At 61.5% G+C, this 20,401-nt stretch carries 22 protein-coding genes; 2 read left to right on the top strand and 20 right to left on the bottom strand.

The window, feature by feature from the left end; translation table 11 throughout:
• Positions 1 to 29: 29 nt before the first annotated feature.
• The 5 genes from ccmE to ccmA are packed head-to-tail and all read right to left on the bottom strand — an operon-like array spanning position 30 to position 2,843.
• A complete protein-coding gene (ccmE, locus tag AC1RQI_RS11650; RefSeq protein WP_481904907.1) occupies positions 30 to 518 on the bottom strand; it encodes a cytochrome c maturation protein CcmE in 489 nt (162 codons plus the stop codon).
• Positions 502 to 717: a heme exporter protein CcmD gene (gene ccmD / locus AC1RQI_RS11645; protein ID WP_416634247.1), complete on the bottom strand. Its 216-nt coding sequence runs from the start codon at positions 715 to 717 to the stop codon at positions 502 to 504. The genes ccmE and ccmD overlap by 17 nt, the downstream gene beginning before the upstream one ends.
• 17 nt (positions 718 to 734) lie before the next feature.
• Positions 735 to 1,472 carry a heme ABC transporter permease gene (locus tag AC1RQI_RS11640; protein WP_416634246.1) on the bottom strand — a complete coding sequence of 246 codons (738 nt, stop codon included), beginning with the start codon at positions 1,470 to 1,472 and terminating at the stop codon, positions 735 to 737.
• 20 nt (positions 1,473 to 1,492) lie between these two features.
• Positions 1,493 to 2,218: a heme exporter protein CcmB gene (gene ccmB / locus AC1RQI_RS11635; RefSeq protein WP_416634245.1), complete on the bottom strand. Its 726-nt coding sequence runs from the start codon at positions 2,216 to 2,218 to the stop codon at positions 1,493 to 1,495.
• Positions 2,208 to 2,843, bottom strand: coding sequence for a cytochrome c biogenesis heme-transporting ATPase CcmA (gene ccmA, locus AC1RQI_RS11630; RefSeq protein WP_481904906.1), 636 nt, complete (start codon positions 2,841 to 2,843; stop codon positions 2,208 to 2,210). Before ccmA ends, ccmB begins: the two co-directional genes overlap by 11 nt.
• Positions 2,844 to 2,958: 115 nt before the next feature.
• Here ccmA and fliK point away from each other — a divergent pair, with 115 nt between their 5' ends.
• On the top strand, positions 2,959 to 4,401 hold the full coding sequence (fliK, locus tag AC1RQI_RS11625; RefSeq protein ID WP_481904929.1) for a flagellar hook-length control protein FliK: 1,443 nt from the start codon (positions 2,959 to 2,961) through the stop codon (positions 4,399 to 4,401).
• Positions 4,394 to 4,690, top strand: coding sequence for an EscU/YscU/HrcU family type III secretion system export apparatus switch protein (locus AC1RQI_RS11620; RefSeq protein WP_481904905.1), 297 nt, complete (start codon positions 4,394 to 4,396; stop codon positions 4,688 to 4,690). Before fliK ends, AC1RQI_RS11620 begins: the two co-directional genes overlap by 8 nt.
• Here the strand turns inward: AC1RQI_RS11620 and AC1RQI_RS11615 are convergent.
• From AC1RQI_RS11615 to flhB, 15 genes are all read right to left on the bottom strand, one after another.
• On the bottom strand, positions 4,687 to 5,109 hold the full coding sequence (locus AC1RQI_RS11615) for a DUF2802 domain-containing protein (protein ID WP_416634242.1): 423 nt from the start codon (positions 5,107 to 5,109) through the stop codon (positions 4,687 to 4,689). The two genes, AC1RQI_RS11620 and AC1RQI_RS11615, sit on opposite strands and share 4 nt — an antisense overlap.
• Before the next feature lie 23 nt (positions 5,110 to 5,132).
• Complete coding sequence (locus tag AC1RQI_RS11610; RefSeq protein ID WP_416634241.1) at positions 5,133 to 5,627, bottom strand: chemotaxis protein CheW; 495 nt, start codon at positions 5,625 to 5,627, stop codon at positions 5,133 to 5,135.
• Positions 5,628 to 5,719: 92 nt separating this feature from the next.
• On the bottom strand, positions 5,720 to 6,673 hold the full coding sequence (locus tag AC1RQI_RS11605; RefSeq protein ID WP_481904904.1) for a chemotaxis protein CheW: 954 nt from the start codon (positions 6,671 to 6,673) through the stop codon (positions 5,720 to 5,722).
• Positions 6,674 to 6,694: 21 nt separating this feature from the next.
• Positions 6,695 to 7,504, bottom strand: coding sequence for a ParA family protein (locus tag AC1RQI_RS11600; protein WP_481904903.1), 810 nt, complete (start codon positions 7,502 to 7,504; stop codon positions 6,695 to 6,697).
• A 155-nt stretch (positions 7,505 to 7,659) separates the two neighbouring features.
• Positions 7,660 to 8,394, bottom strand: coding sequence for an OmpA family protein (locus AC1RQI_RS11595; protein ID WP_481904902.1), 735 nt, complete (start codon positions 8,392 to 8,394; stop codon positions 7,660 to 7,662).
• A 10-nt stretch (positions 8,395 to 8,404) separates the two neighbouring features.
• Positions 8,405 to 9,148 carry a flagellar motor protein gene (locus AC1RQI_RS11590; protein ID WP_416634237.1) on the bottom strand — a complete coding sequence of 248 codons (744 nt, stop codon included), beginning with the start codon at positions 9,146 to 9,148 and terminating at the stop codon, positions 8,405 to 8,407.
• Entirely contained in the window at positions 9,148 to 10,338 is a 1,191-nt protein-coding gene (locus tag AC1RQI_RS11585) for a protein-glutamate methylesterase/protein-glutamine glutaminase (RefSeq protein ID WP_481904901.1), read from the bottom strand. Before AC1RQI_RS11585 ends, AC1RQI_RS11590 begins: the two co-directional genes overlap by 1 nt.
• A gap of 63 nt (positions 10,339 to 10,401) precedes the next feature.
• Entirely contained in the window at positions 10,402 to 12,708 is a 2,307-nt protein-coding gene (locus AC1RQI_RS11580; RefSeq protein WP_481904900.1) for a chemotaxis protein CheA, read from the bottom strand.
• Between the two features lie 11 nt (positions 12,709 to 12,719).
• Positions 12,720 to 13,505: a protein phosphatase CheZ gene (locus AC1RQI_RS11575; RefSeq protein WP_481904899.1), complete on the bottom strand. Its 786-nt coding sequence runs from the start codon at positions 13,503 to 13,505 to the stop codon at positions 12,720 to 12,722.
• 16 nt (positions 13,506 to 13,521) lie between these two features.
• Entirely contained in the window at positions 13,522 to 13,893 is a 372-nt protein-coding gene (gene cheY, locus AC1RQI_RS11570; RefSeq protein ID WP_481904928.1) for a chemotaxis response regulator CheY, read from the bottom strand.
• Between the two features lie 110 nt (positions 13,894 to 14,003).
• Positions 14,004 to 14,735, bottom strand: coding sequence for an RNA polymerase sigma factor FliA (locus AC1RQI_RS11565; protein ID WP_481904898.1), 732 nt, complete (start codon positions 14,733 to 14,735; stop codon positions 14,004 to 14,006).
• A gap of 46 nt (positions 14,736 to 14,781) precedes the next feature.
• Entirely contained in the window at positions 14,782 to 15,588 is an 807-nt protein-coding gene (locus AC1RQI_RS11560; protein ID WP_416634230.1) for a MinD/ParA family protein, read from the bottom strand.
• Between the two features lie 61 nt (positions 15,589 to 15,649).
• Positions 15,650 to 16,942, bottom strand: a complete 1,293-nt coding sequence (gene flhF, locus AC1RQI_RS11555) for a flagellar biosynthesis GTPase FlhF (RefSeq protein WP_481904897.1) — start codon at positions 16,940 to 16,942, stop codon at positions 15,650 to 15,652.
• 26 nt (positions 16,943 to 16,968) lie between these two features.
• A complete protein-coding gene (gene flhA, locus AC1RQI_RS11550; protein WP_481904896.1) occupies positions 16,969 to 19,146 on the bottom strand; it encodes a flagellar biosynthesis protein FlhA in 2,178 nt (725 codons plus the stop codon).
• A 104-nt stretch (positions 19,147 to 19,250) separates the two neighbouring features.
• Positions 19,251 to 20,387: a flagellar biosynthesis protein FlhB gene (gene flhB, locus AC1RQI_RS11545; protein ID WP_481904895.1), complete on the bottom strand. Its 1,137-nt coding sequence runs from the start codon at positions 20,385 to 20,387 to the stop codon at positions 19,251 to 19,253.
• Positions 20,388 to 20,401: the final 14 nt, after the last annotated feature.

Raw genomic sequence — 20,401 nt, 5'->3', positions numbered from 1 at the left:
CCTGCGTCAGAGTCGCTGCCACCGGCACCTCAGGTGCCGCTGTTGTTACCGTGATCAATGCCTTCCTTCGGGTACTCGCCTCCTTCCTTCAGGCGACCGGATTCCTCCAGGGCCTTCTTGACCTCCGGAGGCATGTAATCCTCGTCGTGCTTCGCCAGCACCTGGTCCGCCTTGAGCAATCCATCCTTGTTCAGTTTTCCCAGGGCAACCACGCCCTGCCCTTCCCGGAAAAGGTCCGGCAGGATACCGTCATAGGCCACCGGAACCCGCCCCTGGTTATCAGTAATCACGAAACGCACCGTCAACGAGTCCGGATCACGCTCAAGACTGCCTTCCGCCACCAGGCCACCGGCCCGGATCCGTTGCTGAAGGGGCGCCTTGCCGCTGGCGATCTCGGCGGGGCTGTAAAACAGGTTCATGTTCTCCTGCAACGCCACCAGCGCCAGCGCCACAGCCACGGCGAAGCCCGACAACAGCGCGAGGATGATGGTAATTCGACGTTTACGGACCGGATGCATCAGGGGCTCTTTCTCCACTGTCTTGGCGTTGTGCCTCACTGCGCATGAGGCGACGATGATGGGCGATGACCTGGCGACGCTGGATCATGGTGGCCAGGATCAGGGCAAGGACCACCAGGATGAAAGCACCATAGCTGAACCAGACGTACACGCCGTGACCGCCCATCGCTATCAGTGCCTGGAATGAATCAAACTGCATATCACCTCCGCGGCGCCCTATTGTGCCAGAACCCAGTCCCGAACCCAGCGTGCACGCCGCTCCCTTAACAGAATGTCATTACGCATGCGCCAGAGAATCAGCCAGGCCACCAACAGATGAAAACCCAGCAGACAGACCAGCAGCGGCAGCCACATGCTCGCGGGCATCGACGGCGCCTCCGTTACCTTGATGGTGGCCGGCTGGTGCAGGGTATTCCACCACTCCACGGAATACTTGATGATGGGGATGTTCACCACACCCACAATCACCAGGATGGCGCTGGCACGCGCGCGGATGTCCGGATCCTCCATGGCGCCGCGCAGAGCCATTACGCCCAGGTACAGGAACAACAACAGCAGCATGGAGGTCAGGCGCGCATCCCAGACCCACCATGTGCCCCAGGTGGGCTTGCCCCAGACGGCGCCCGTCAGCAGCGCCAGAAACGTCATCCCGGCCCCCACGGCGGTGGCGGAGGCGATGAAGGTGTCCGCCATTTTCATTCGCCACACAAGCCCCACCACGCCGGCGACGGCCATGGCCACATAGAGTGACTGGCCGAGATAGGCCGAGGGCACATGGATGAAGATGATGCGGTAACTGTCCCCCTGCTGGTAGTCGGCGGGCGCGAACAGCAGCCCCCAGACCACGCCCACCGTCAGGACAACCAGTGCCGACCACCCCAGCCAGGGCATCAGCCGACCGGCGATGCCGAAGAACCACTTTGGGGAGCCCAACTTGTGAAACCATTGCCACATGTGGCGATCCTCAGTTCATTTCACCCATTGGAAACGCTGATGCGCAGCGCTCCGGCGATGGCCAGCGGTGCCAGCACCACCGCCAGCGACAACAAGGCCCCAAGCAGTGCCAGATGCCCCGTGATCGAGGCGCCCTGCGAAGCAGCCGTCACCGCCCCGGAGCCAAAAATCAATACCGGCACATAAAACGGGGTCATGATCAACACCAGCAGGACACCGCCGCCGCGCAAGCTCACGGTCAAAGCAGCACCGATCGCCCCGACCAGCACCAGGATGGGCGTGCCCACAAGCAGGGTCAGCACCAGAGCCGCCCCAGTCGCAACCGTCAGATGCAGCATGACGCCCAGAACCGGCACCAGCAGGATCAGCGGCAGAACCGTCGTAACCCACACCGCGGCAACCCGGGCCAGCGCCAGCAGCGCCAGCGGCTGGGGTGACAGTACCCATTGTTCCAGATGACCGTCCGCGTAGTCATTGCGGAACAACAAGTTCAAAGACAACAGGATGGACAGAAGCGCCGCCACCCAGACAATGCCCGGGCCCGCCTGGCGCAGGAACTCCGGCTCAGGGCTGACTCCCAGAGGAAACAGGGACACGATCAGCACAAAGAAAACCAGCGGATTGATCAGATCCTGACGGTTGCGGAACGCAATCAGCCATTCCCGGCGAACGGTTTGTACGGCGGCGCGCAGCCAACCGCCTTCCCGCGCTTCAAAACGGACTGCAACCCGGGGTTCAGACCGCATCAGCTACCTCCCCAAGGGTCAGCGTCCGCACCTCGTCCAGACCCAAACGGTGATGCGTCGTCAGTATCACGGCGCCGCCGGAGCGCACGCGGTTGGTGAGCAATGCCTCAAGCTGCGCCACCGCCTCGCGGTCCACGGCGGTGAATGCCTCATCCAGGATCCAGAGTGGCGCGCTGGAGAGGTACAGCCGCGCCAGCGCCACCCGCCGCTGCTGCCCTGCCGAAAGCTGTGCCGCTGGAAGATCCTGATAGCCAGCCAGACCCACATCCACGAGGGCCTGCCGCACCTCTTCCGAAACCACCGGCGCCCGCATGGCCTGCCACCCGGCCAGGTTCTCAAAGGCGCTCAGCGACGGCGAAACCCCAGCACTATGACCCAGGAACAGCAGGTTCGCCTGATACTGGTTCCGGATCCGGTGAACGGGCTCCCCCTGCCATAGAAGTTCCCCCTCGAAGCCAGGGTTAAGGCCTGCCAGTATCCGCAACAACGTCGTCTTGCCCGCGCCATTGGGTCCGGCTATCCGCCACAGCTCACCGCTGCTGACCGTGAGATCAAGGCCGCTGAACAGGGGACGATCATCGCGTTCACAGTGGATTTGCCGCGCTTCAAGCAGGGTACTGGTCATGGTCCATCCGGCCGGCGGGGTCTGTGGGTTGGGTCTGCCCCCGGCGCGCGCCTATTATATAGAAAACGGTCGGCGTTTGCCGCCATCAACGGCCACGGGGAATACTGTCTTGAAAGTGCCTGTCCTTTCTCTGCTGACACATGCCAACGGCAGCCAGTCCCCTGGCAACGATCCCTCGCGGCTGGCGGCACAGCTTGAACGCGCCGGGCTGCGGGAGGGCGAACCCCGGTTGGCCCGGCTATTGACCGCTGAGGGAGGCGGGCGCGCGGCTGGCGATGGGACACGGGCCAGCCCCGGTAGCCGCCTGCTGCTGGAAGTAGGCAACCAGCGCCTGCCTGTTCGCAGTAACCAAACACTGGACACCGGCACCATGGTGAAGGTGATGCGCGCCGGCAACGAGCTGCGCCTTCTGGAAAGCATCCAGCAGCCCGCACGCAGCACCCTGAGCCAGTCATTGGCCAATCGCATTCCTTTCCAGCAGGACCTTGGGCAGGGCCTCAACCGCCTGGTCGGCCAGGCTAACGACCCCAGCCTGCCCCAACAGATCCGACAGGGATTGGCTCAGCTCACCCGGCTCATGCCGAACGCGCCATCCGCCTCAGCCACTAACGCCGGTTCCCAGACCAGTGCCTCACTGAGTCTGGCCAGAGCGGGCGTACAATCCACCTCCGGTTCTGGTGGCAGTCAGTCCCTGGTAACCGGCCCATCCCTCAACAAGATGAACGCCACCCAGGTGCGGGAATGGATCAGCCAGAGCGGTCTTTTCCGGGAAGCCTCGATGCGCCAGCCACCGCCCGCATCTGGCCCCAATAGCCCCACCCAGCCACGCGCCGACCTCAAGACCCAGCTCATTCAGCTTGCCGCCCAGCTTCTGCCACGGGTGACGAACCAGGCCGCGGGAGACAGCGGTGCGAGCCTCCAGAACCTGATCAGCCGCCTTCATTCTGTCACCAATACCGCTTCGGACAACACCGAGGCCCTGCGTTTCCCAACGCCACCATCACCCGCCAGTGCCAACACCAGTGGTTCCGGCTCGGCGGGCAGCAGCAGCTCCATGGGGGCTGGCGAGATGCTGCGACTACTGTCGGGCATGATCAACCGGCTGACGGTCAACCAGCTCCACTCCCAGATCGCCAGCGCGGGCGCTGACGCCAATGCGCCCAACCAGACCTGGATTCTGGAACTGCCCTGGGTGAACGACAGCCAGGAGGTACGGATACTGCAGGGGCGGGTGGAGGAGTACGGCCCCCGGGATACCGAGCCGGATGATGACTCGGGGGAACGGTCGTTCGAACGGGAGTGGCAACTGACGCTGGCCCTGTCATTTGAGGCCACGGGCCCCGTTTACTTTGAGATCAACCTTCGCGGACGCAAACTCCGGACCCAGGTTTGGGCCGAAAGGCCGGCCACTGTAAGCCTGATTGAAAACACCCGGGAGCGGCTTGAAACAGCGCTAACGCAACTGGATCTGGAGGTAGCACCGATCGAGTGCACGGAGGGCCAGCCTAACGCGCGCGTCACCCGGCTTACCCAGCAACTGGTGGATGAACATGCCTGAAAACAACGACCATGAGGCAGCCATTGCGCTGACCTACGACGGCGAAAACGCGCCCTCTGTCTCAGCCACTGGTCAGGACGAACTGGCGCGGGAAATGATTCGCCTAGCAGAGGCCAACGGCGTGCCGCTCTATGAGGACCCGGATCTGGCAGCACTGCTCAGCAGGCTGGACCTTGGCGAAGCCATTCCAGAGACACTGTACCGGGTTATAGCGGAAGTTCTCGCCTACAGCTTCTACCTGCAGGGATTCACCCCGGAAGATTTCCAGGAGGGGGGCAGCATGTCCTAAACCACCTCATCGGTCTGGGGTTGCTCACTGCTGCGTGCCTGCCCCTGGCGCAACGCAGATACCAGTTCCGCCTCCGGCCGGGAGATGCCGCAGGAGTTCATCAGGTCTTCGGTATCCGCGCCCAGCTCAACCAGCTTGGAAGCTTCGTCATAGGGGACACGCAGCGGATCATTCAGCCGCATCTCCTCCAGTGCCCCATTCAACCGGTGCAGGGACTGCTCGCACGCCACCAGGCGCCGCCCAACGCCCATGCTGCCGCTGCTTACGGCATGAAGTTCGCGCCCCAGATCGTCGCAGCGCTTTCGCCAGTGGGCCTCCATCCGATTGATCCGAAGCCGATTAGCGACACCCTGAGCCGCCACGATGGCAATGGCCAGGGCCGTGATGCCCCAGGGAAGGAGTGTATCAATCATCGCCATGCCAGCCTCCTGTTGCCAACCACCTAGAGGGATTCAATCTCCGCCCACTCTTCATCGGTCAGCATCTTTTCGAATGCCACCAGGATTACAAGCTCGCCTTCGCGGTTACACACCCCGTGAATGAAGCGAGCGCTCTCCTCGTTGCCCACGTTGGGGGCGCTCTCGATTTCGCTCTGACGGATATAGATAACCTCGGCCACCGCATCCACCATGATGCCGATAACCTGCTCCTCGGCCTCCAGTACGACAATGCGGGTTGAATCCGTAATCTCGCCATCCGGTAAGCCGAAACGGCGCCGCGTATCGATCACCGTCACCACATTGCCTCGCAGATTGATGATGCCGAGCACATAATCAGGCGCCCCCGGAACCGGCGCGATTTCCGTGTAACGCAGCACTTCCTGAATCTGCATCACGTTGAGACCATAGGTCTCCTCCGCGAGCCGGAACGTCACATATTGCAGCACCGGGTCATCACTGCTCTGCTGGGCCGCGTTCTGAATGCTTTGGGTCGCCATATCCGCCTCTCTATCCGGGCAACTGTCAATATTTCATCGCTGCGTACCCTGCACTATAGAACAGAGCACAAAGTGTGCCACTCCCCGCCTCACTATCGGTCCAGATCCGGGTTCCTTTCGGTTTCCGCCTTCTGCAGCAGAGCCGCCAACTGTGACACATCCAGCAACGCACACATCTCTTTCTTGATTGTGCCTGCCAGCCACTGCCGGCGGCCACCCTCACTACGCCATTTCACCTCATCCGGCTGAACAAGGAAAGACTGGGCCACTTCATCGCAGGCCAGCCCCCAGGCACTGTCCCCAAGCTGAATCACAAACCGGTACCCCTGGCGGAAATCATCCCGGTAACGCTCCGGCATTACCCAGCGCGCGGTGTCAGCCACCCTTATCGTTTGGTCACCAACCCGCAGCAACCCAAGGAACCAGTCCGGTCGCCCAACCAGCGGCGTCAGCTCGTGCTCCAGACGGTGCACCTGCCCCAGCAGCACCAATGGTACCGCCAGCTGCAATCCAGCCACCCGGAAAATGAGGCACTCAAACCCTTCCTGGGCCCAGGGTGGACGACCGTTGCGCCAGCTCCCCTTTTGCATTCCGGGTTCAAGCTCTGGCTCACGCCCAACAGCAGGCTCAGGCTCAGGCTCAGGCTCAGGCTCAGGCTCAGGCTCAGGCTCAGGCTCAGGCTCAGGCTCAGGCTCAGGCTCAGGAACAGTCTGTGTTTCTGGGACCGCGTCAACCGGGTCTTCAGACTCGGACTCGGCTTCGGCCTCCGGCTCAGTCGTGGTGACCTGCTCCAGACTGCGAATCGCCGGGCTCAACATCCCCGGCCTCAGCGTTGATTTTTCCGCTTCCGCAACAGGACGGGACGCGGCCCGCTCCTGGCGCGCATGCGCCTGTCTCCGCGTCAAAGGGGCACCGGAACGACGAGCGCTTTCGTCGCTGGCAGGCTCATCGTCCTCTGCCCAGGGGCTTTCATCACCTGACGACAGAAGCTCATCAAAATAATCCCCGAGGATCGAATCAGGCTTATTACTGCCACGCCCTGCCACTGTCCAGTCTCCTCTGCGGGCCTACCGCGCCTGCGCGCCCTGCCGGGGGCGCCCGTCGTCACCCAGTTTGATCTGCAGATCCGAGAGCAGACGACGATAAGCCCGTATTCCCTGGGAATCCGAGCTGATCGCCGTCGGCACCACCCCCTTCTGGCTGGCATCCCGGAGTCGTGTGTCTACCGGAATGGCGAAGCGCCAGAGTTCATCTCCGTAATCCCGGCGCAATTGATTCAGGCTTTGAACCGAGGCCTGCGTCCGCCGGTCGTACATGGTCGGAACGATGGTATAGCCGAGGTCGTTTTTCTGGCTCTTCATCACCATCTGAAGGGTATGCAGCATCCGCTCCAGCCCCTTGAGGGCCAGGAACTCGGTTTGTACCGGCATCACCAGGTGCTGTGCCGCGGCCAGGGCATTGATCATCAGCACTCCTAGGGACGGCGAATTGTCCATAAGAACGTAATCGTAGTCATCCCAAAGCGTGGAAAGCGACCGCGAGATGACGAGCCCCATCCCTGCAACACCGACGCTGTGACGCTCAAGCGTGGCCAGTGCGCTTGATGCGGGCATCAGGTGAAGCCCAGAGTGACTGGTCTCGGTGATCAACTGCGCCGGAAGCCCCGGCGGCACCTTACCCTCGTGCTGAAACAGGTCGTATACTGAATGCTCAATGCCATCAGGGTCATGGCCAAAATAGGTCGTTACTGAGCCGTGGGGATCCAAATCCACCATCAGCACCCGATGGCCGGCATCCGCGAGCAAGCCACCCAGCGCCACGACGGTGGTCGTCTTGCCGACGCCCCCTTTCTGATTCGCCACTGTCCAGATCCGCACGCTTGACTCCCCTGATGTTGATGGGCCTGCCCCGGCCAACTCTTGCCGCCAACAACCACTGGCGGCGATGCTGTGCCGACGGCGCTCGTCTCTCTCCCAACGCCACCGCCGCCCTTTTGACGGCTACCAGCCACGAAGCAGTTTCCATGCCACTTTCAGCGCTGACCTGGTGCGGCCGGCGGGCTCCCCTCCGCCCCAATCACCAGCGTTACCCGGCGGTTGCGAGCCCGCCCACGCTCAGTGTCATTACGGGCCACCGGGTGGTTATCCCCATAACCCAGGGCGGCAAGGCGTTCGGGCTCAATCCCATTGGCTTCCAGCAAGCGTACCACCGCGCCCGCGCGGGCTGCGGAAAGCTCCCAGTTGGAAGGGAAACGGCTGGTACTGATCGGAAGGTTGTCCGTATACCCCTCCACCACAATGGCATTATCATTCGAGGCTAACACCTCCGCGATGCGCACAATGGCGGCCTTCGCCGCCTTACCGGGGCGGACCCCGCCACTGCTGAACACCAGATCCCCCGGCAGGGTCACCTCCAACCAACGCTTGCCTTCCCGGAAACGGATCCGTTCTCCCTCTGCCACGCCGTCCAGGGCGTCTCCCAGCGCGTCCCGGAGTTCAGGCTCCGAAAAGCGGGGCGGGCCCGTCCCCGAGCCCTCGTCCGGAGCCGTAATCGGTTCCCCGATGGGGATGGGATTGATGGTGCGCGGTTTTCCCGAGAAAACACCCTGAACGGCCTCGGACAAACGCTGAACCTCAGCGTGTTCCGCATTGGAAAGCGCGTAAAGGAAGACGAAAAAACCGAACAGAACCGTGACGAAATCCGCATAGGACACCAGCCAACGGTCGTTGCTGGGGCCTTCCTCATCGTCGGTGCGGCGGCGTCTCATGCTTGGATCCTCAGCGGTGCATGAACCCCTGCAGCCGCAGCTCAATGGTATTGGGGTTCTCGCCTTCCAGTACGCCCAGAACCCCGTCGATCATCATCTCCTGATAGCGGCTGCGATAATGGACAAGACTCCGGAGCTTGCTGGCCACCGGAAAACACAACAGGTTCGCCAGCGCGATGCCGTAAATGGTGGCCACAAACGCGGTGGCAATCCCTGTGCCCACCTGAGCCGGGTCCTCAAGGTGTGTCATCACCTGGATCAGCCCCATAACCGCCCCGATAATGCCGATGGTGGGAGCATAACCCCCCATGGACTCAAACACACGGGCGGCTTCAAGATCCCCTTTTTCGCGTGATTCAAGATCCGTTTCAAGCATGGTGCGGATCGTCTCCGGCTCAACGCCGTCCACCAACAGCTGTAACCCCTTGCGGGCGAAGGGTTCGGTTTCCTGTTCGGCCACCGACTCCAGCCCCAGGATCCCGTCTTTGCGGGATTTCATGCTCCAACCTACCACCTTCTCAACACCATCCCCCATGCTGATGTCCGGAGGCGAGAACACCCAGCGCAGCAGCACCATGGCGCGGCGCAATACCGAACTCGGCGTCTGCAGGGTGATGGCGGCGAGTGTCCCGCCAATGACGATCACAACAGCGGGCAGGTTGAGCAGCGAGCCGAGGGTGCCCCCTTCGAGAACAGTACCACCGAGCAGCGCCGCAAACGCCAGTATGACCCCCAGCAGACTCAGTGGATCCATCAGGTCACACCTTCGGTCAACCGGCTCCCGATCCGATCCAACGCCAGCACCTCGTCAGTCAGTCCCGCCTTGGCCACGGCCATGGGCATACCGTAGATCACCGAGGTTTTTTCATCCTGGGACCAGACAACGGAGCCCGACTGTTTCATCAGCCGGCACCCCTCCTTGCCGTCCGCGCCCATGCCGGTGAGGATCAGGGCCAGGGTCTTTCCCGGGAAATTGCGGGCAATGGAGCCAAAAGTGACGTCCACGCAGGGCCTGTAATTGAGTCGACCGTCGTCGGGAATAACCCGGATGCGACCGGTTCCGCCCTTCTTCTCCACCAGCATCTGCTGCCCTCCGGGCGCCAGCAGCGCAACCCCGGGTTCCAGCACATCGCCATCCTCGGCCTGCCGAACCCGGATGCGGCAGAGTTTGTCGAGCCGATCCGCAAAGGCGAGCGTGAAACTCGCCGGCATGTGCTGGACGAGGATGATGGGGGCCGGGAAGTTGGCGGGCAGTTCAGCCAGCACTTTCTGCAGTGCGATGGGGCCGCCGGTGGAGGTACCGATGGCCACCACATCGTAATGCCGCGCGGCCGAACGCCGGGACGTATCACCGCGACCGCCCGCAGAGCTTTCAGGGCGCTCGGCCGGCGCGCCGGAGCGACGCGGCTCGGGCTGCTGCCTGCGCTCCGCAGTGGCCGGGCGCGAGGAATCCTGCCGCCGTTCCGGGGTGGAGGGCGCCGATGCCCCGCCTCCCGATGCGGGCGCCTGTTTGCCGGCACTCCCTCCGGAGCCACCCCGTCCGGGATGGCTCCGCGCCACCTCGAGCAAGCGCTTGCGCAGAATCTCCTGAAGCCGGCTGGAAGAGCGCGCAATTTCCTCAAAATTCTTGGGCAGGAAGTCCACGGCCCCCGCATCAAGGGCGTCCAGTGTTACGCGCGCGCCCTCATAGGTCAGCGAGGAAAACATCAGCACCGGCGTCGGGCGGCTCTCCATGATCTTGCGGACCGCGCTGATGCCGTCCATGACCGGCATTTCGTAGTCCATGGTAATCACGTCAGGCCGGTGCTTCTCGACCAGGCTCAGCGCTTCCTTCCCATTGCTGGCGGCCGCCACGACCTCCAGTTCACCGGTAGCAGAGAGAATTTCCGTCAGACGCTTGCGGAAAAACCCGGAATCATCAACAACAAGGACGGAAACCGTCATCCAAGACTCCAATCACTGGGGTCCGGTCCGCGGTGCAGCTGCTCCGATGACACGGACCGGTTATCAAGCGTAATGCTGGAGAAGGCTGGGCACGTCGAGGATCAGCGCAATGGTGCCGTCCCCGGTGATCGTAGCGCCCGCCATACCAGGTGTCCCCTGTAACATCTTGCCCAGAGGCTTGATGACTACTTCCTCCTGGCCAATCAGCTGGTCCACCACGAACCCTACCCGTTTGGTGCCAACGGCTACCACCACGACATGGGCATCCGTGTCCTCAGTATCTATGCTGGCGCCTTCAACCAGCCACTTCTTGATGTAAAACAGCGGATACACGTGGTCCCGGACCACAATGCATTCGCGCCCATCCACAATGTTTTTCTTGCTCAGGTCCAGGTGGAAAATCTCCACCACGTTCACCAGCGGCAGAGCAAACGGCTGCTCCTCCAGCTTGACCATCAGCGTCGGCATGATCGCCAGGGTCAGCGGTACCTTGATCACGATGCGCGAGCCACGCCCGAGCTCGGAGTCAATATTAACCGAGCCGTTAAGCTGATTGATCTTGGTTTTGACCACGTCCATGCCAACGCCGCGCCCTGAAACATCAGAGATCTCGGTATTGGTGGAAAAGCCCGGCGCGAAGATGAGCTGATAGCACTCATCCTCAGAAAGACGATCAGCGGCCTCCTGCTCGTAGACCCCTTTCTCCACCGCTTTACGGCGCAGGGCCTCCGGGTCCATGCCACCACCGTCATCCTCGATCATGAGCTGGATGTGATCCCCCTCCTGCTCGGCAGAAAGGGCAACGCGCCCGACACGCGGCTTGCCATTACGTTCGCGCTCATCCGGCATCTCGATGCCGTGATCCACGGCATTGCGGACCAGATGCACCAGCGGATCGGATAGTGCCTCGACCAGGTTCTTGTCCAGGTCGGTTTCCTCACCGCTCATGCTCAGGTTCACTTCCTTCTCCAGGCTCCGCGCCAGATCCCGAACCACCCGGGGGAAGCGGCCAAACACTTTCTTGATCGGCTGCATCCGGGTCTGCATCACGGAAGACTGCAGATCTCCGGTCACCACATCCAGATTGGAGACCGTCTTCTGCACGCGCCCATCGTCCAGTTCATCACTCAGGCGCTTGAGCCGGTTCCGGATGAGCACCAGCTCACCCACCATGTTCATGATGTCATCAAGACGCCGTGTATCCACTCTCACGGTGGATTCAGCAGCGGCGGCCGCCTGGTCTTTGCCGCCGCCGCCACCACCGCCACCGCCGGCGGATTTTGCATCATCCCCTGTCTGGCCGCCGCCAGCGCCACCACCACCCGACTGGGGTTGCTTGGACGCCGGCGCTGATTGGGAGGCGCTCTTTTGGGGGGCGGTCGCCTCCGGTTCATCTGGCTCGCTGCTGTTGTCAGCCTGAGCGGCAGCGGGGACGGCCGGTTCAGGCGCCTCAGCAGCGCTACTGGATGGTGTTTGTGGCGCAGCAGCGGGTTCCCCGTTACCGCCCACTCCCGAGGTCTCCGCTGTATCCGGTACGAATTGCCCTGGCCCGTGGAGTTCATCAAGCAGGGACTCGAACTCATCCTCAGAGATTTCATCATCATCCCCGGACTGGGCTTCACCGCTGCCCTCAGATGCGTTGCCCTGGGTTTCGCCGGAGCCGGCTTGACCGTCACCGCCTACCGCCTCGGACGCGGGCGGCGCACCGGCATGCTTGCCTTCACCATGGAGTTGATCCAGCAGGGCCTCAAACTCGTCCTCGGAGATTTCGTCGTCATCACCGGAAGCCTGGGATTCGGACGCCTGTCCCCCACTGCTGGACGCTACCTCTCCAGACTCACTCTGATCCTCGGGTTCGATGGCATCCAGAAGCTGTTCGAATTCATCGTCGGTAATATCGCCTTCCTCGCCACCCCCCTGCGGCGCTTTTTCCTCGGTCTGGGCCGGCTGTTCAGCCGCGGCGGGCGTGCTGTCCTCGCTTTCCGGCTTGGCAAGCCCGGCGAGTTGCTCCAGAAGCTGGGGATCGGCGGGCGTCGGCGCTTCGCGGCTTCGGACCTCGTCAAATTGGGAATTGACAACATCCAGGGCTCTCAGAACCACGTCCATCAGGTTGGAGTCGACCGTCCGTCCGCCGTTGCGCAGCGTATCGAACACATTTTCGGCCTTGTGGCAGCAATCGACCAGCGCATCGAGCTGCATAAAGCCGGCACCGCCCTTGACGGTATGAAAGCCCCGAAAGATGGCATTGAGCAGGTCCGTGTCCCCGGGGTTGTTCTCCAACTGAACCAGTTGTTCGGAGAGCTGCTCCAGTATTTCACCGGACTCAACCAGGAAGTCCTGAAGGATCTCTTCGTCCGCATCCAACGCCATGCAACGTCTCCTTAAAAGCCGAGACTGGACAGCAGGTCGTCAACATCGTCCTGCCCGGAAACAACATCCTGCTGCGACTCGTCGATCTGGGGGCCCTCGCCTTTGCTGCCCGCCTCGCCTTCCTGACTGTCGTCACCATAGTCATGGACCACACCCGCGATTTTGTCCACATCGCTGGCCATAACCATCAGGTTCACCAGATGATCCTCAACCTCCTTCACCAGAGAGGTCACCCGCTGGATGACCTGGCCGGTGAGGTCCTGGAAGTCCTGTGCGAGCAGGATCTCGGAGAGATTGCCGTGCAGCCGGTCTGAATCAGAAGTGATGCGATCCAGGAAGGAGTCAATGCGGCGATAGAGTTCACGGAATTCAGAGGGTTTCATTTCCCGGCGCCGCAGCCGTCCCCAGTCATCACGGATGGCGTTGGCTTCCTCACGCAGGTTCGAGGCAATGGGCATGGTTTCTTCGACCAGATCCATCGTTTTATTCGCCGACCGGCTGGTCAGGTGCACCACATAGTCCAAACGGTGCGAGGCATCCGCCATCTTGGACAGTTCTTCCTGCTGCTCGCGGTTCTCAGCCTTGATCTCAAAATTGCGCAGGGCCTCATGCAGGCTGCGGGTCAAGCGGCCCACCTCCCGATACAGGCTGCGGTCACGGACCTCCCCCAACTCGGCAATGCGTTGCATTGCATCACTGATATTCCCCTGATCCAGGGCGTCTTTCAGGGCAGTAGCATGCTCTTTGAGCTCCGCTGCCACTTCCTCGGTAATGTCTTCCCGGTTGAGCTCACTCATGCGATCGGCACCCGGTTCACTCGATACGTTCAAAAATCTTCTCGATTTTGTCTTTGAGTACGGCGGCAGTGAACGGTTTGACCACATAGCCGTTCACTCCCGCTTGGGCCGCAGCCACGATCTGATCCCGCTTGGCCTCCGCGGTCACCATCAGAATGGGGAGACTCTTCAGATTCTCGTCGGCCCGAATCGCCTGGAGCAGCTCCATGCCGCTCATTCCCGGCATGTTCCAGTCCGTTATCAGAAAGTCGAATTTGCCGTTACGCAACATCGGAAGAGCGCTATTGCCATCGTCCGCCTCTTCGATGTTGTTAAAACCGAGGTCGCGCAGCAGGTTCCTCACGATCCGTCTCATCGTGGAGAAATCATCCACAACAAGAATCTTCATGTTCTTGTCCAAAACAGCCTCCAAACACGTCGGTGTTGTAACGTTGGCCTGAGTGGCGCGTGCTACAACGCTTATTCAAACAGTCTAGACGTTTGTGCCAATCTCACCAGTCAGCCGCCCAGACGCTCACGCATGCGCGCCCTGAGCCGGGCCGCTGCCTGGCCATGGATCTGGCTCACACGGGATTCGCTGACCTCCAGAACCGCACCAATCTCCTTGAGGTTGAGCTCGTCCTGATAATACAGCGAGAGCACCAGCCGTTCCCGTTCGGGCAGCTGGTCGATCTCCGCGGCCAGAGCGCTTCGAAAATCCGCTTCCTGAAGCTCACCTTCGGGCCCCTCACTGGGGGCCTGATCATTGATGTGCTCATTCCTGTCGGTGAGCTCATCCAGGCTGAACAGTCGACCGGTGGTCGCGTCACTGGCGCGGCTGTGGTAATCGGCCAGTGACAGCCCAAGCTCCTGGGCGACCTCCGCATCCCTGGCGTCACGGCCTTCCCGCGCTTCAATGGTCCGTATTGCTTCCGAAATACGGCGGGCGTTGCGGTGCACTGAGCGCGGCACCCAGTCGCCACGACGGATCTCATCGACAATGGCCCCGCGGATGCGGATCCCCGCGTAGGTCTCGAAGCTCGCTCCCTGACCGGACTCATACTTACGGGCCGCCTCCAGCAGCCCAACCATCCCCGCCTGCATCAGGTCTTCCAGCTGTATATGGTCGGGCAGCCGCGCCATCAAGTGCAGCGCAATCTTCTTGACCAGAGGCATGTGGGTCTCGACAAGTGCGTCCACATCGGCCCGGTGGGTCTGTGTATAGAGCTCAAGCGGCCCGGACTGCGTCATGGTTTGGCCACCCCCGTAACCCCCTGCTCAAGAATGAACCCCCAAGTCAGTCCTGTACAAGCCGTTCCACGAAGAACTCCAGGTGACCCCGTGGCGACGACGGCAGCGGCCATTGGTCAACCTTCTTCGCCAGCTCCCGGAACGCTCCAGACGCCTTGGCATTCGGGTAGAGCTCCATTACCGCCTTCTGGCGCCGTACCGCTTTCTTGACCGCATCATCAAGAGGGATTGCTCCCACATATTGTAACGCAACATCCAGGAAGCGCTCAGTGACCCGGTAAAGTTTATCGTAAAGCGCCTTACCATCCTGCTCGGTGCGAACCATGTTCGCCAATACGCGGAACCGGTGGGTATCGTAGTCCCGGTTCATCAGCTTTATGAGAGCGTAGGTGTCGGTTATCGAGGTAGGCTCATCGTTGACCACCAGCATCAGCTCCTGGGAGGCCCTGAGAAAACTGACAACGGACTCCGAGATCCCCGCCGCTGTATCCACAATGAGCACGTCAATGTCATCGCCCAGCTCACTGAAGGCGGAAATCAGACCCGCATGCTCCATATGGCTGAGATTGGTCATCCGCTGAGTGCCGGACGACGCAGGCACGATCCGGATGCCGCCAGGACCATCCACAAGAATATCCGTGAGCGAACACTCCCCGGCGAGCACATCGGAAATATTGTAACTGGCGCTGATCCCCAGCAGCACATCGATGTTGGCCAGACCCAGGTCGGCATCAAGGACCACGACCCGTTGCCCCATCTCACAGAGGGCAATGCCCAGATTCACCGCCACGTTGCTCTTGCCAACGCCGCCCTTGCCACCGGTGACCGCGACCACCTGTACCGGATTACTCATGCGGAATGGGCTCTCCCGTCCTGATTGCTTGACCGTTGTTAAGGAGACGCCCGATTCCCGATCAGGCGCCTTCGACCATGGCGCTTTCGCCGCGATTGAGCGCCTGATGTCGACGCACTGCCTGTTTGACCAGATCCGCCGCGCCCGCGCGATGCAAGTCATCCGGGATTTTCTGGCCATTGGTATAGAATGCAACCGGCAGCCGGCTTTGGGCTGCAAATCCTACCACCTCACCCAGGGTCAGGGCTTCATCGGTCTTGGTCAGAATGCAACCCGCCAGCCCAACCGCATTATAGCAATGCCACGTGGATTGCATAATGCGCGGCTGACTGGTGGCTGAAATCAGCAGGTAGGGCTGTACCGGATGACGGCTGTTAACCAGTTCATCAATCTGCTCCTCCCAGCCACGATCCGCCGCCGTCAAACCTGCGGTATCCACCAGGATCAGCTTGCGGTCCGACAGGTCATCGAGGATGGCATCCAGGCTGTTAGCCTCATCCACGACCCTTACAGGCACCTTCAGAATCCGCCCGAATACGAACAGCTGCTCATGGGCCGCCACACGATAGCGGTCTGTGGTCACCAATGCCAGCTGTTCCGCGCCATGACGCAAAACAAACTGAGCGGCCATCTTGCCGATGGTGGTCGTCTTGCCGGAACCAGTGGGGCCGAGCAGCGCATGGACACCACCGCGCTCCAATGGATCCGTCCGTATTGTATCCAGCCTCGCCGCCAGCGCCTTGAGCGCACTTTTCCACCCTGCGTCCAGACGCCCCTGGCCGTGCTCTGCTCCCAGCTCCCGGGCCTGATCGCGCGGCAAGCCCAGGTCCTGCAGCCGGTCCGACAGGCGCTGCTCAACCACTCCCTGGGTTTTCTCGCCCGGTTTGGCGGCGTTGTGCTGGCCATTCATCTGCTGGAGCATGTCACGCAATGAATGGATCTCGGCCCGCATGGAACTCATGGCATCGTCGGATTCAGGAACCGTTTCGCTGGCAGCATCGACACCCGCTTCCTGCTCTCCGGAGCCCACCGTGGCCGGCTCCACCGGCTCCTGGCTGTGGCGTGAACGCTGTTGAACCTCGTTGATATGAGCCCTTGATTTCGCCTTGGCCTCTTCCAGCTTACGATGCTTTTCCGCCTGCAGTTCGGCCAGCTGAGAGGCATTGGCCTTTTCTTCGTCCGCCACGCCCAGCTGGCTGCGGACCTCACCTTCATCGTAATCCAGGGCCGTCACGATTTCGACGCCGTTGTCCACCCGCTTGCTGGACAGGATGACCGCGTCATCACCCATTTCGCTGCGGACCATCCGCAGCGCCTCGGGCATGGTGGGAGCAAAGAAGCGTTTGACTTGCATGGCAGGGAACCTCCGCCGCCGTCAGTTTATTGCCCTATGGACGACACAATCGTGACCTGCTTGTTCTCCGGAATCTCCTGATAGGAAAGAACGTGCAGCCGTTCCACTCCATACCGGACAAACCTTGCCAGCACCGGCCGCAGGGGAGCCGATACCAGCAGGATGGCGGGTTTGCCGACCGCCTCCTGTTTCTGGGCCGCATCCGAGAGTGAGCGCTGGAGCTTTTCGACCATGTTCGGCTCCAGGATCATGCCGATGTCGTCGGCAGTGCCGGATTGTTGACCCTGCTGCACAGACTTAAGCAACATCTGTTCCAGCTGAGGGTCCAGTGTGATCACCGGAATCTCTGTCTCGTTGCCGCACAGCTTCTGGACGATCATGCGCTTGAGCGCCTTGCGGGCCGCCGTGGTCAGCACACTGGGGTCCTGGCTGCGTGGCTGAACATTGACAATGGCCTCGGCAATGCTGCGCATATCGCGGATCGGCACTTCCTCCAACAGGAGGTTCTGGAGGACCTTGAGCAACAGGCTGATGGAAACGGTATTCGGCACGAGCTCCTCGGCCAGCTTGGGCGATGCCTTTTCCAGCTGATCCAGCCACTTCTGCACCTCCTCGTGACCGAGCAGCTCGTGGGCATGTTCCTGGAGCACCTGGTTCAGGTGGGTGGCCACGACGGTGGAGGCATCCACAACCGTATAGCCCAGCGTCTGGGCCTGGTCACGCTGGGACGTTTCGATCCAGGTTGCCTCCAGACCAAAGGCCGGATCCTTGCCGGCAATTCCCTCAACCTTGCCGAACACCTGACCGGGGTTGATCGCCAGCTCCCGGTCCGGATGAATTTCGGCTTCCGCCAGGGTTACCCCCATCAGCGTGATGCGGTACACATTGGGCATCAGGTCCAGGTTGTCCCGGATATGCACGGACGGCATGAGAAAGCCCAGATCCTGGGACAGTTTCTTGCGCACCCCCTTGATCCGGGCCAGCAGCTGCCCTCCCTGGTTCTTGTCCACCAGCGGGATCAAGCGGTAGCCCACTTCGAGCCCCACAATATCCACGCTGACCACATCTTCCCAGCCCAGCTCCTTGGTCTCACCGGTGCCACCGCCGGGCAGGGCCTGCTGCTGATCCTCGCTGAGGGTGCGCTGCTCGGCGCCACCCTCGCCACCGGCTGCCTGGCGCGCCACCGGCGCGGCGCCTTCTTCCACCACCTGCTGGCTCCGCTTCCAGATCAGCCAGGCTACCCCGGCAGCCATGCCACCCAAGCCCATGAAAGCCACGGTGGGCATCCCCGGAATCAGGCCAAGGCCAATCAGGATGCCTCCCGCAATGCCAATGGCGTGCGGGGTGGAAAACATCTGCTCCACCACCTGGGCGGTCATTTCCTGGGACTTGCCCACCCGGGTCACGATAATGGCGGCAGAGGCGGACAGAAGCAGCGAAGGGATCTGCGCGACCAGGCCGTCACCAATGGTCAGCAGCGCATAGTTCTCCACGGCCTGACCAAAGGCCAGCCCATGCTGGAACATGCCAATGGCGACCCCACCGACAATGTTGATGAACAGGATCAGCAGACCGGCAATGGCATCACCGCGCACGAACTTGGAGGCACCATCCATGGAGCCGTAGAAATCCGCCTCTCCGGCAACCTCGGCACGGCGCTCACGGGCTTCATCCTGATTGATCAGCCCCGCGTTCAGATCCGCGTCGATGGCCATCTGCTTGCCGGGCATTGCGTCCAGAGTGAAGCGAGCACTGACCTCGGATACCCGGCCCGCGCCCTTGGTCACCACAATGAAGTTGATGATCATCAGGATGGCGAAGACCACCAGGCCCACGGCATAGTTACCGCCGATCAACACCTCGCCGAAGGATTCGATCACCTTACCGGCGGCCGCGCCCCCCTCGTGGCCGTTCAAAAGCACCACCCGGGTGGAGGCTACGTTCAGCGCCAGCCGCAACAGGGTGGCCACAAGCAAAACCGTCGGGAAGGCGGCGAAGTCCATGGGCCGCATGGCATAGATGGCGACCAGAATGATCACCAGGGACAGGGCGATATTGAAGGTGAAGGCCACGTCCAGCAGAAAAACCGGAATGGGCAGCGTCATCATGCCCAACAGCACCATGAGCATGAACGGTATCGCCACATTCCCGCTCATGATGGCCTTCAAGCCCCTGAGCTGGTCGATTGCTACCGCCCGATCCATGACCCGCCCGGTACCCCCTGCGGCTGAGTGACTGATTCAGGCGCCATTTTTTCGGCGCCATTCCAGGTTCTCAGTTTGGGGTTGCAAGCGCCGTACCAGCTCCGTTACTCATCGCGCTTGAGATCATCAGGGATGGGCAACCTGGGCATGACAGGCTTCTTACCGCCATTGCGCCGGTATTGGCGAAGCTGGAACAGATAGGCCAGGACCTGGGCCACTGCCATATAGAGCCCCTCGGGGATGGTCTCGCCTATCTCCGTACTGTGATAGGCAGCCCGCGCCAGCGGCGGGGTGCGCAGCACATCCACCCGGCTCTCACGCGCGATCTCCATGATCTTGGTTGCAATCTCATCGGCACCCTTGGCAACCACCACCGGCGCCGCCATGTTATTGCCGTCATACTTCAGGGCCACGGCGTAATGCTCCGGGTTGGTAATGACCACATCCGCGCTGGGCACCTCTTCCATCATGCGCCGCTGGGTCATCTCCTGCTGCAGCTGGCGCACCTTCTGCTTGACCTCGGGCTTGCCTTCGGTCTCCTTGTTTTCGTCCTTCACCTCCTGCTTGGTCATGCGCATTTTTTTCTGGTGATCGTAGATCTGAAAGGGAACATCGATCACCGCTATAATGATGGTTGAGCATGAAAGCAGGAAGAAACTCCAACCAAGCGTCCAGAGCGTGTGCTCGGTGGCACTGTTGGGCGATTCACTGGAGATGGCCAGCAAGTCTTCCGTGCGGATATTGAGGATCGCCACGGCGATGACCAGAACGAGCGATACCTTGGCCACGCTCTTCCCCAGTTCCACCAGGGAGCGCAGGCCGAACATCCGCCCCAGTCCCTTGATCGGGCTCATGCGGCTGAGCTGTGGCGCCACGGCCTTGCCGGATATCAACCAGCCCCCAAGCATGACCGGCCCCAGGAAAGCCGCTACCGCCAACACAGCCAGAAGCGGTGTCAGGGCATAAGCAGCCGTCGTGGCGGACTGCCCCAGGTGCTGGAGCATCTGGGACGTGTCAAAAATCTGACCCCGCTCCAGGGCAAAGTTGAACTCGAACATATTCTTGAGGGCATTGCCGATGGCGCCACCGAACAACAAAAGCCCGCTGGCCCCCGCCATCAGCACCAGGGCGGTGCCAAGATCCTTAGACTGGGGAACCTGCCCCTCCTCCCGGGCCTTCTCCAGCCGTCTGGGAGTCGGATCCTCCGTTTTTTCCTGACTGTCGTCACCACCCTCAGCCATGAAACCCCCTCCGG

This window comes from Salicola sp. AFF1 (assembly GCF_056783195.1).
This window is presented reverse-complemented; position numbering and strand designations above follow the sequence as displayed.

Excerpts from the sequence above, each read along its gene's own strand:
- ccmE (WP_481904907.1), bottom strand. The coding sequence starts at position 518 with ATGCATCCGGTCCGTAAACGTCGAATTACCATCATCCTCGCGCTGTTG.
- ccmD (WP_416634247.1), bottom strand. The coding sequence starts at position 717 with ATGCAGTTTGATTCATTCCAGGCACTGATAGCGATGGGCGGTCACGGC.
- AC1RQI_RS11640 (WP_416634246.1), bottom strand. The coding sequence starts at position 1,472 with ATGTGGCAATGGTTTCACAAGTTGGGCTCCCCAAAGTGGTTCTTCGGC.
- ccmB (WP_416634245.1), bottom strand. The coding sequence starts at position 2,218 with ATGCGGTCTGAACCCCGGGTTGCAGTCCGTTTTGAAGCGCGGGAAGGC.
- ccmA (WP_481904906.1), bottom strand. The coding sequence starts at position 2,843 with ATGACCAGTACCCTGCTTGAAGCGCGGCAAATCCACTGTGAACGCGAT.
- AC1RQI_RS11620 (WP_481904905.1), top strand. The coding sequence starts at position 4,394 with ATGCCTGAAAACAACGACCATGAGGCAGCCATTGCGCTGACCTACGAC.
- AC1RQI_RS11615 (WP_416634242.1), bottom strand. The coding sequence starts at position 5,109 with ATGGCGATGATTGATACACTCCTTCCCTGGGGCATCACGGCCCTGGCC.
- AC1RQI_RS11610 (WP_416634241.1), bottom strand. The coding sequence starts at position 5,627 with ATGGCGACCCAAAGCATTCAGAACGCGGCCCAGCAGAGCAGTGATGAC.
- AC1RQI_RS11595 (WP_481904902.1), bottom strand. The coding sequence starts at position 8,394 with ATGAGACGCCGCCGCACCGACGATGAGGAAGGCCCCAGCAACGACCGT.
- AC1RQI_RS11590 (WP_416634237.1), bottom strand. The coding sequence starts at position 9,148 with ATGGATCCACTGAGTCTGCTGGGGGTCATACTGGCGTTTGCGGCGCTG.
- AC1RQI_RS11585 (WP_481904901.1), bottom strand. The coding sequence starts at position 10,338 with ATGACGGTTTCCGTCCTTGTTGTTGATGATTCCGGGTTTTTCCGCAAG.
- AC1RQI_RS11580 (WP_481904900.1), bottom strand. The coding sequence starts at position 12,708 with ATGGCGTTGGATGCGGACGAAGAGATCCTTCAGGACTTCCTGGTTGAG.
- AC1RQI_RS11575 (WP_481904899.1), bottom strand. The coding sequence starts at position 13,505 with ATGAGTGAGCTCAACCGGGAAGACATTACCGAGGAAGTGGCAGCGGAG.
- cheY (WP_481904928.1), bottom strand. The coding sequence starts at position 13,893 with ATGAAGATTCTTGTTGTGGATGATTTCTCCACGATGAGACGGATCGTG.
- AC1RQI_RS11565 (WP_481904898.1), bottom strand. The coding sequence starts at position 14,735 with ATGACGCAGTCCGGGCCGCTTGAGCTCTATACACAGACCCACCGGGCC.
- AC1RQI_RS11560 (WP_416634230.1), bottom strand. The coding sequence starts at position 15,588 with ATGAGTAATCCGGTACAGGTGGTCGCGGTCACCGGTGGCAAGGGCGGC.
- flhF (WP_481904897.1), bottom strand. The coding sequence starts at position 16,942 with ATGCAAGTCAAACGCTTCTTTGCTCCCACCATGCCCGAGGCGCTGCGG.
- flhA (WP_481904896.1), bottom strand. The coding sequence starts at position 19,146 with ATGGATCGGGCGGTAGCAATCGACCAGCTCAGGGGCTTGAAGGCCATC.
- flhB (WP_481904895.1), bottom strand. The coding sequence starts at position 20,387 with ATGGCTGAGGGTGGTGACGACAGTCAGGAAAAAACGGAGGATCCGACT.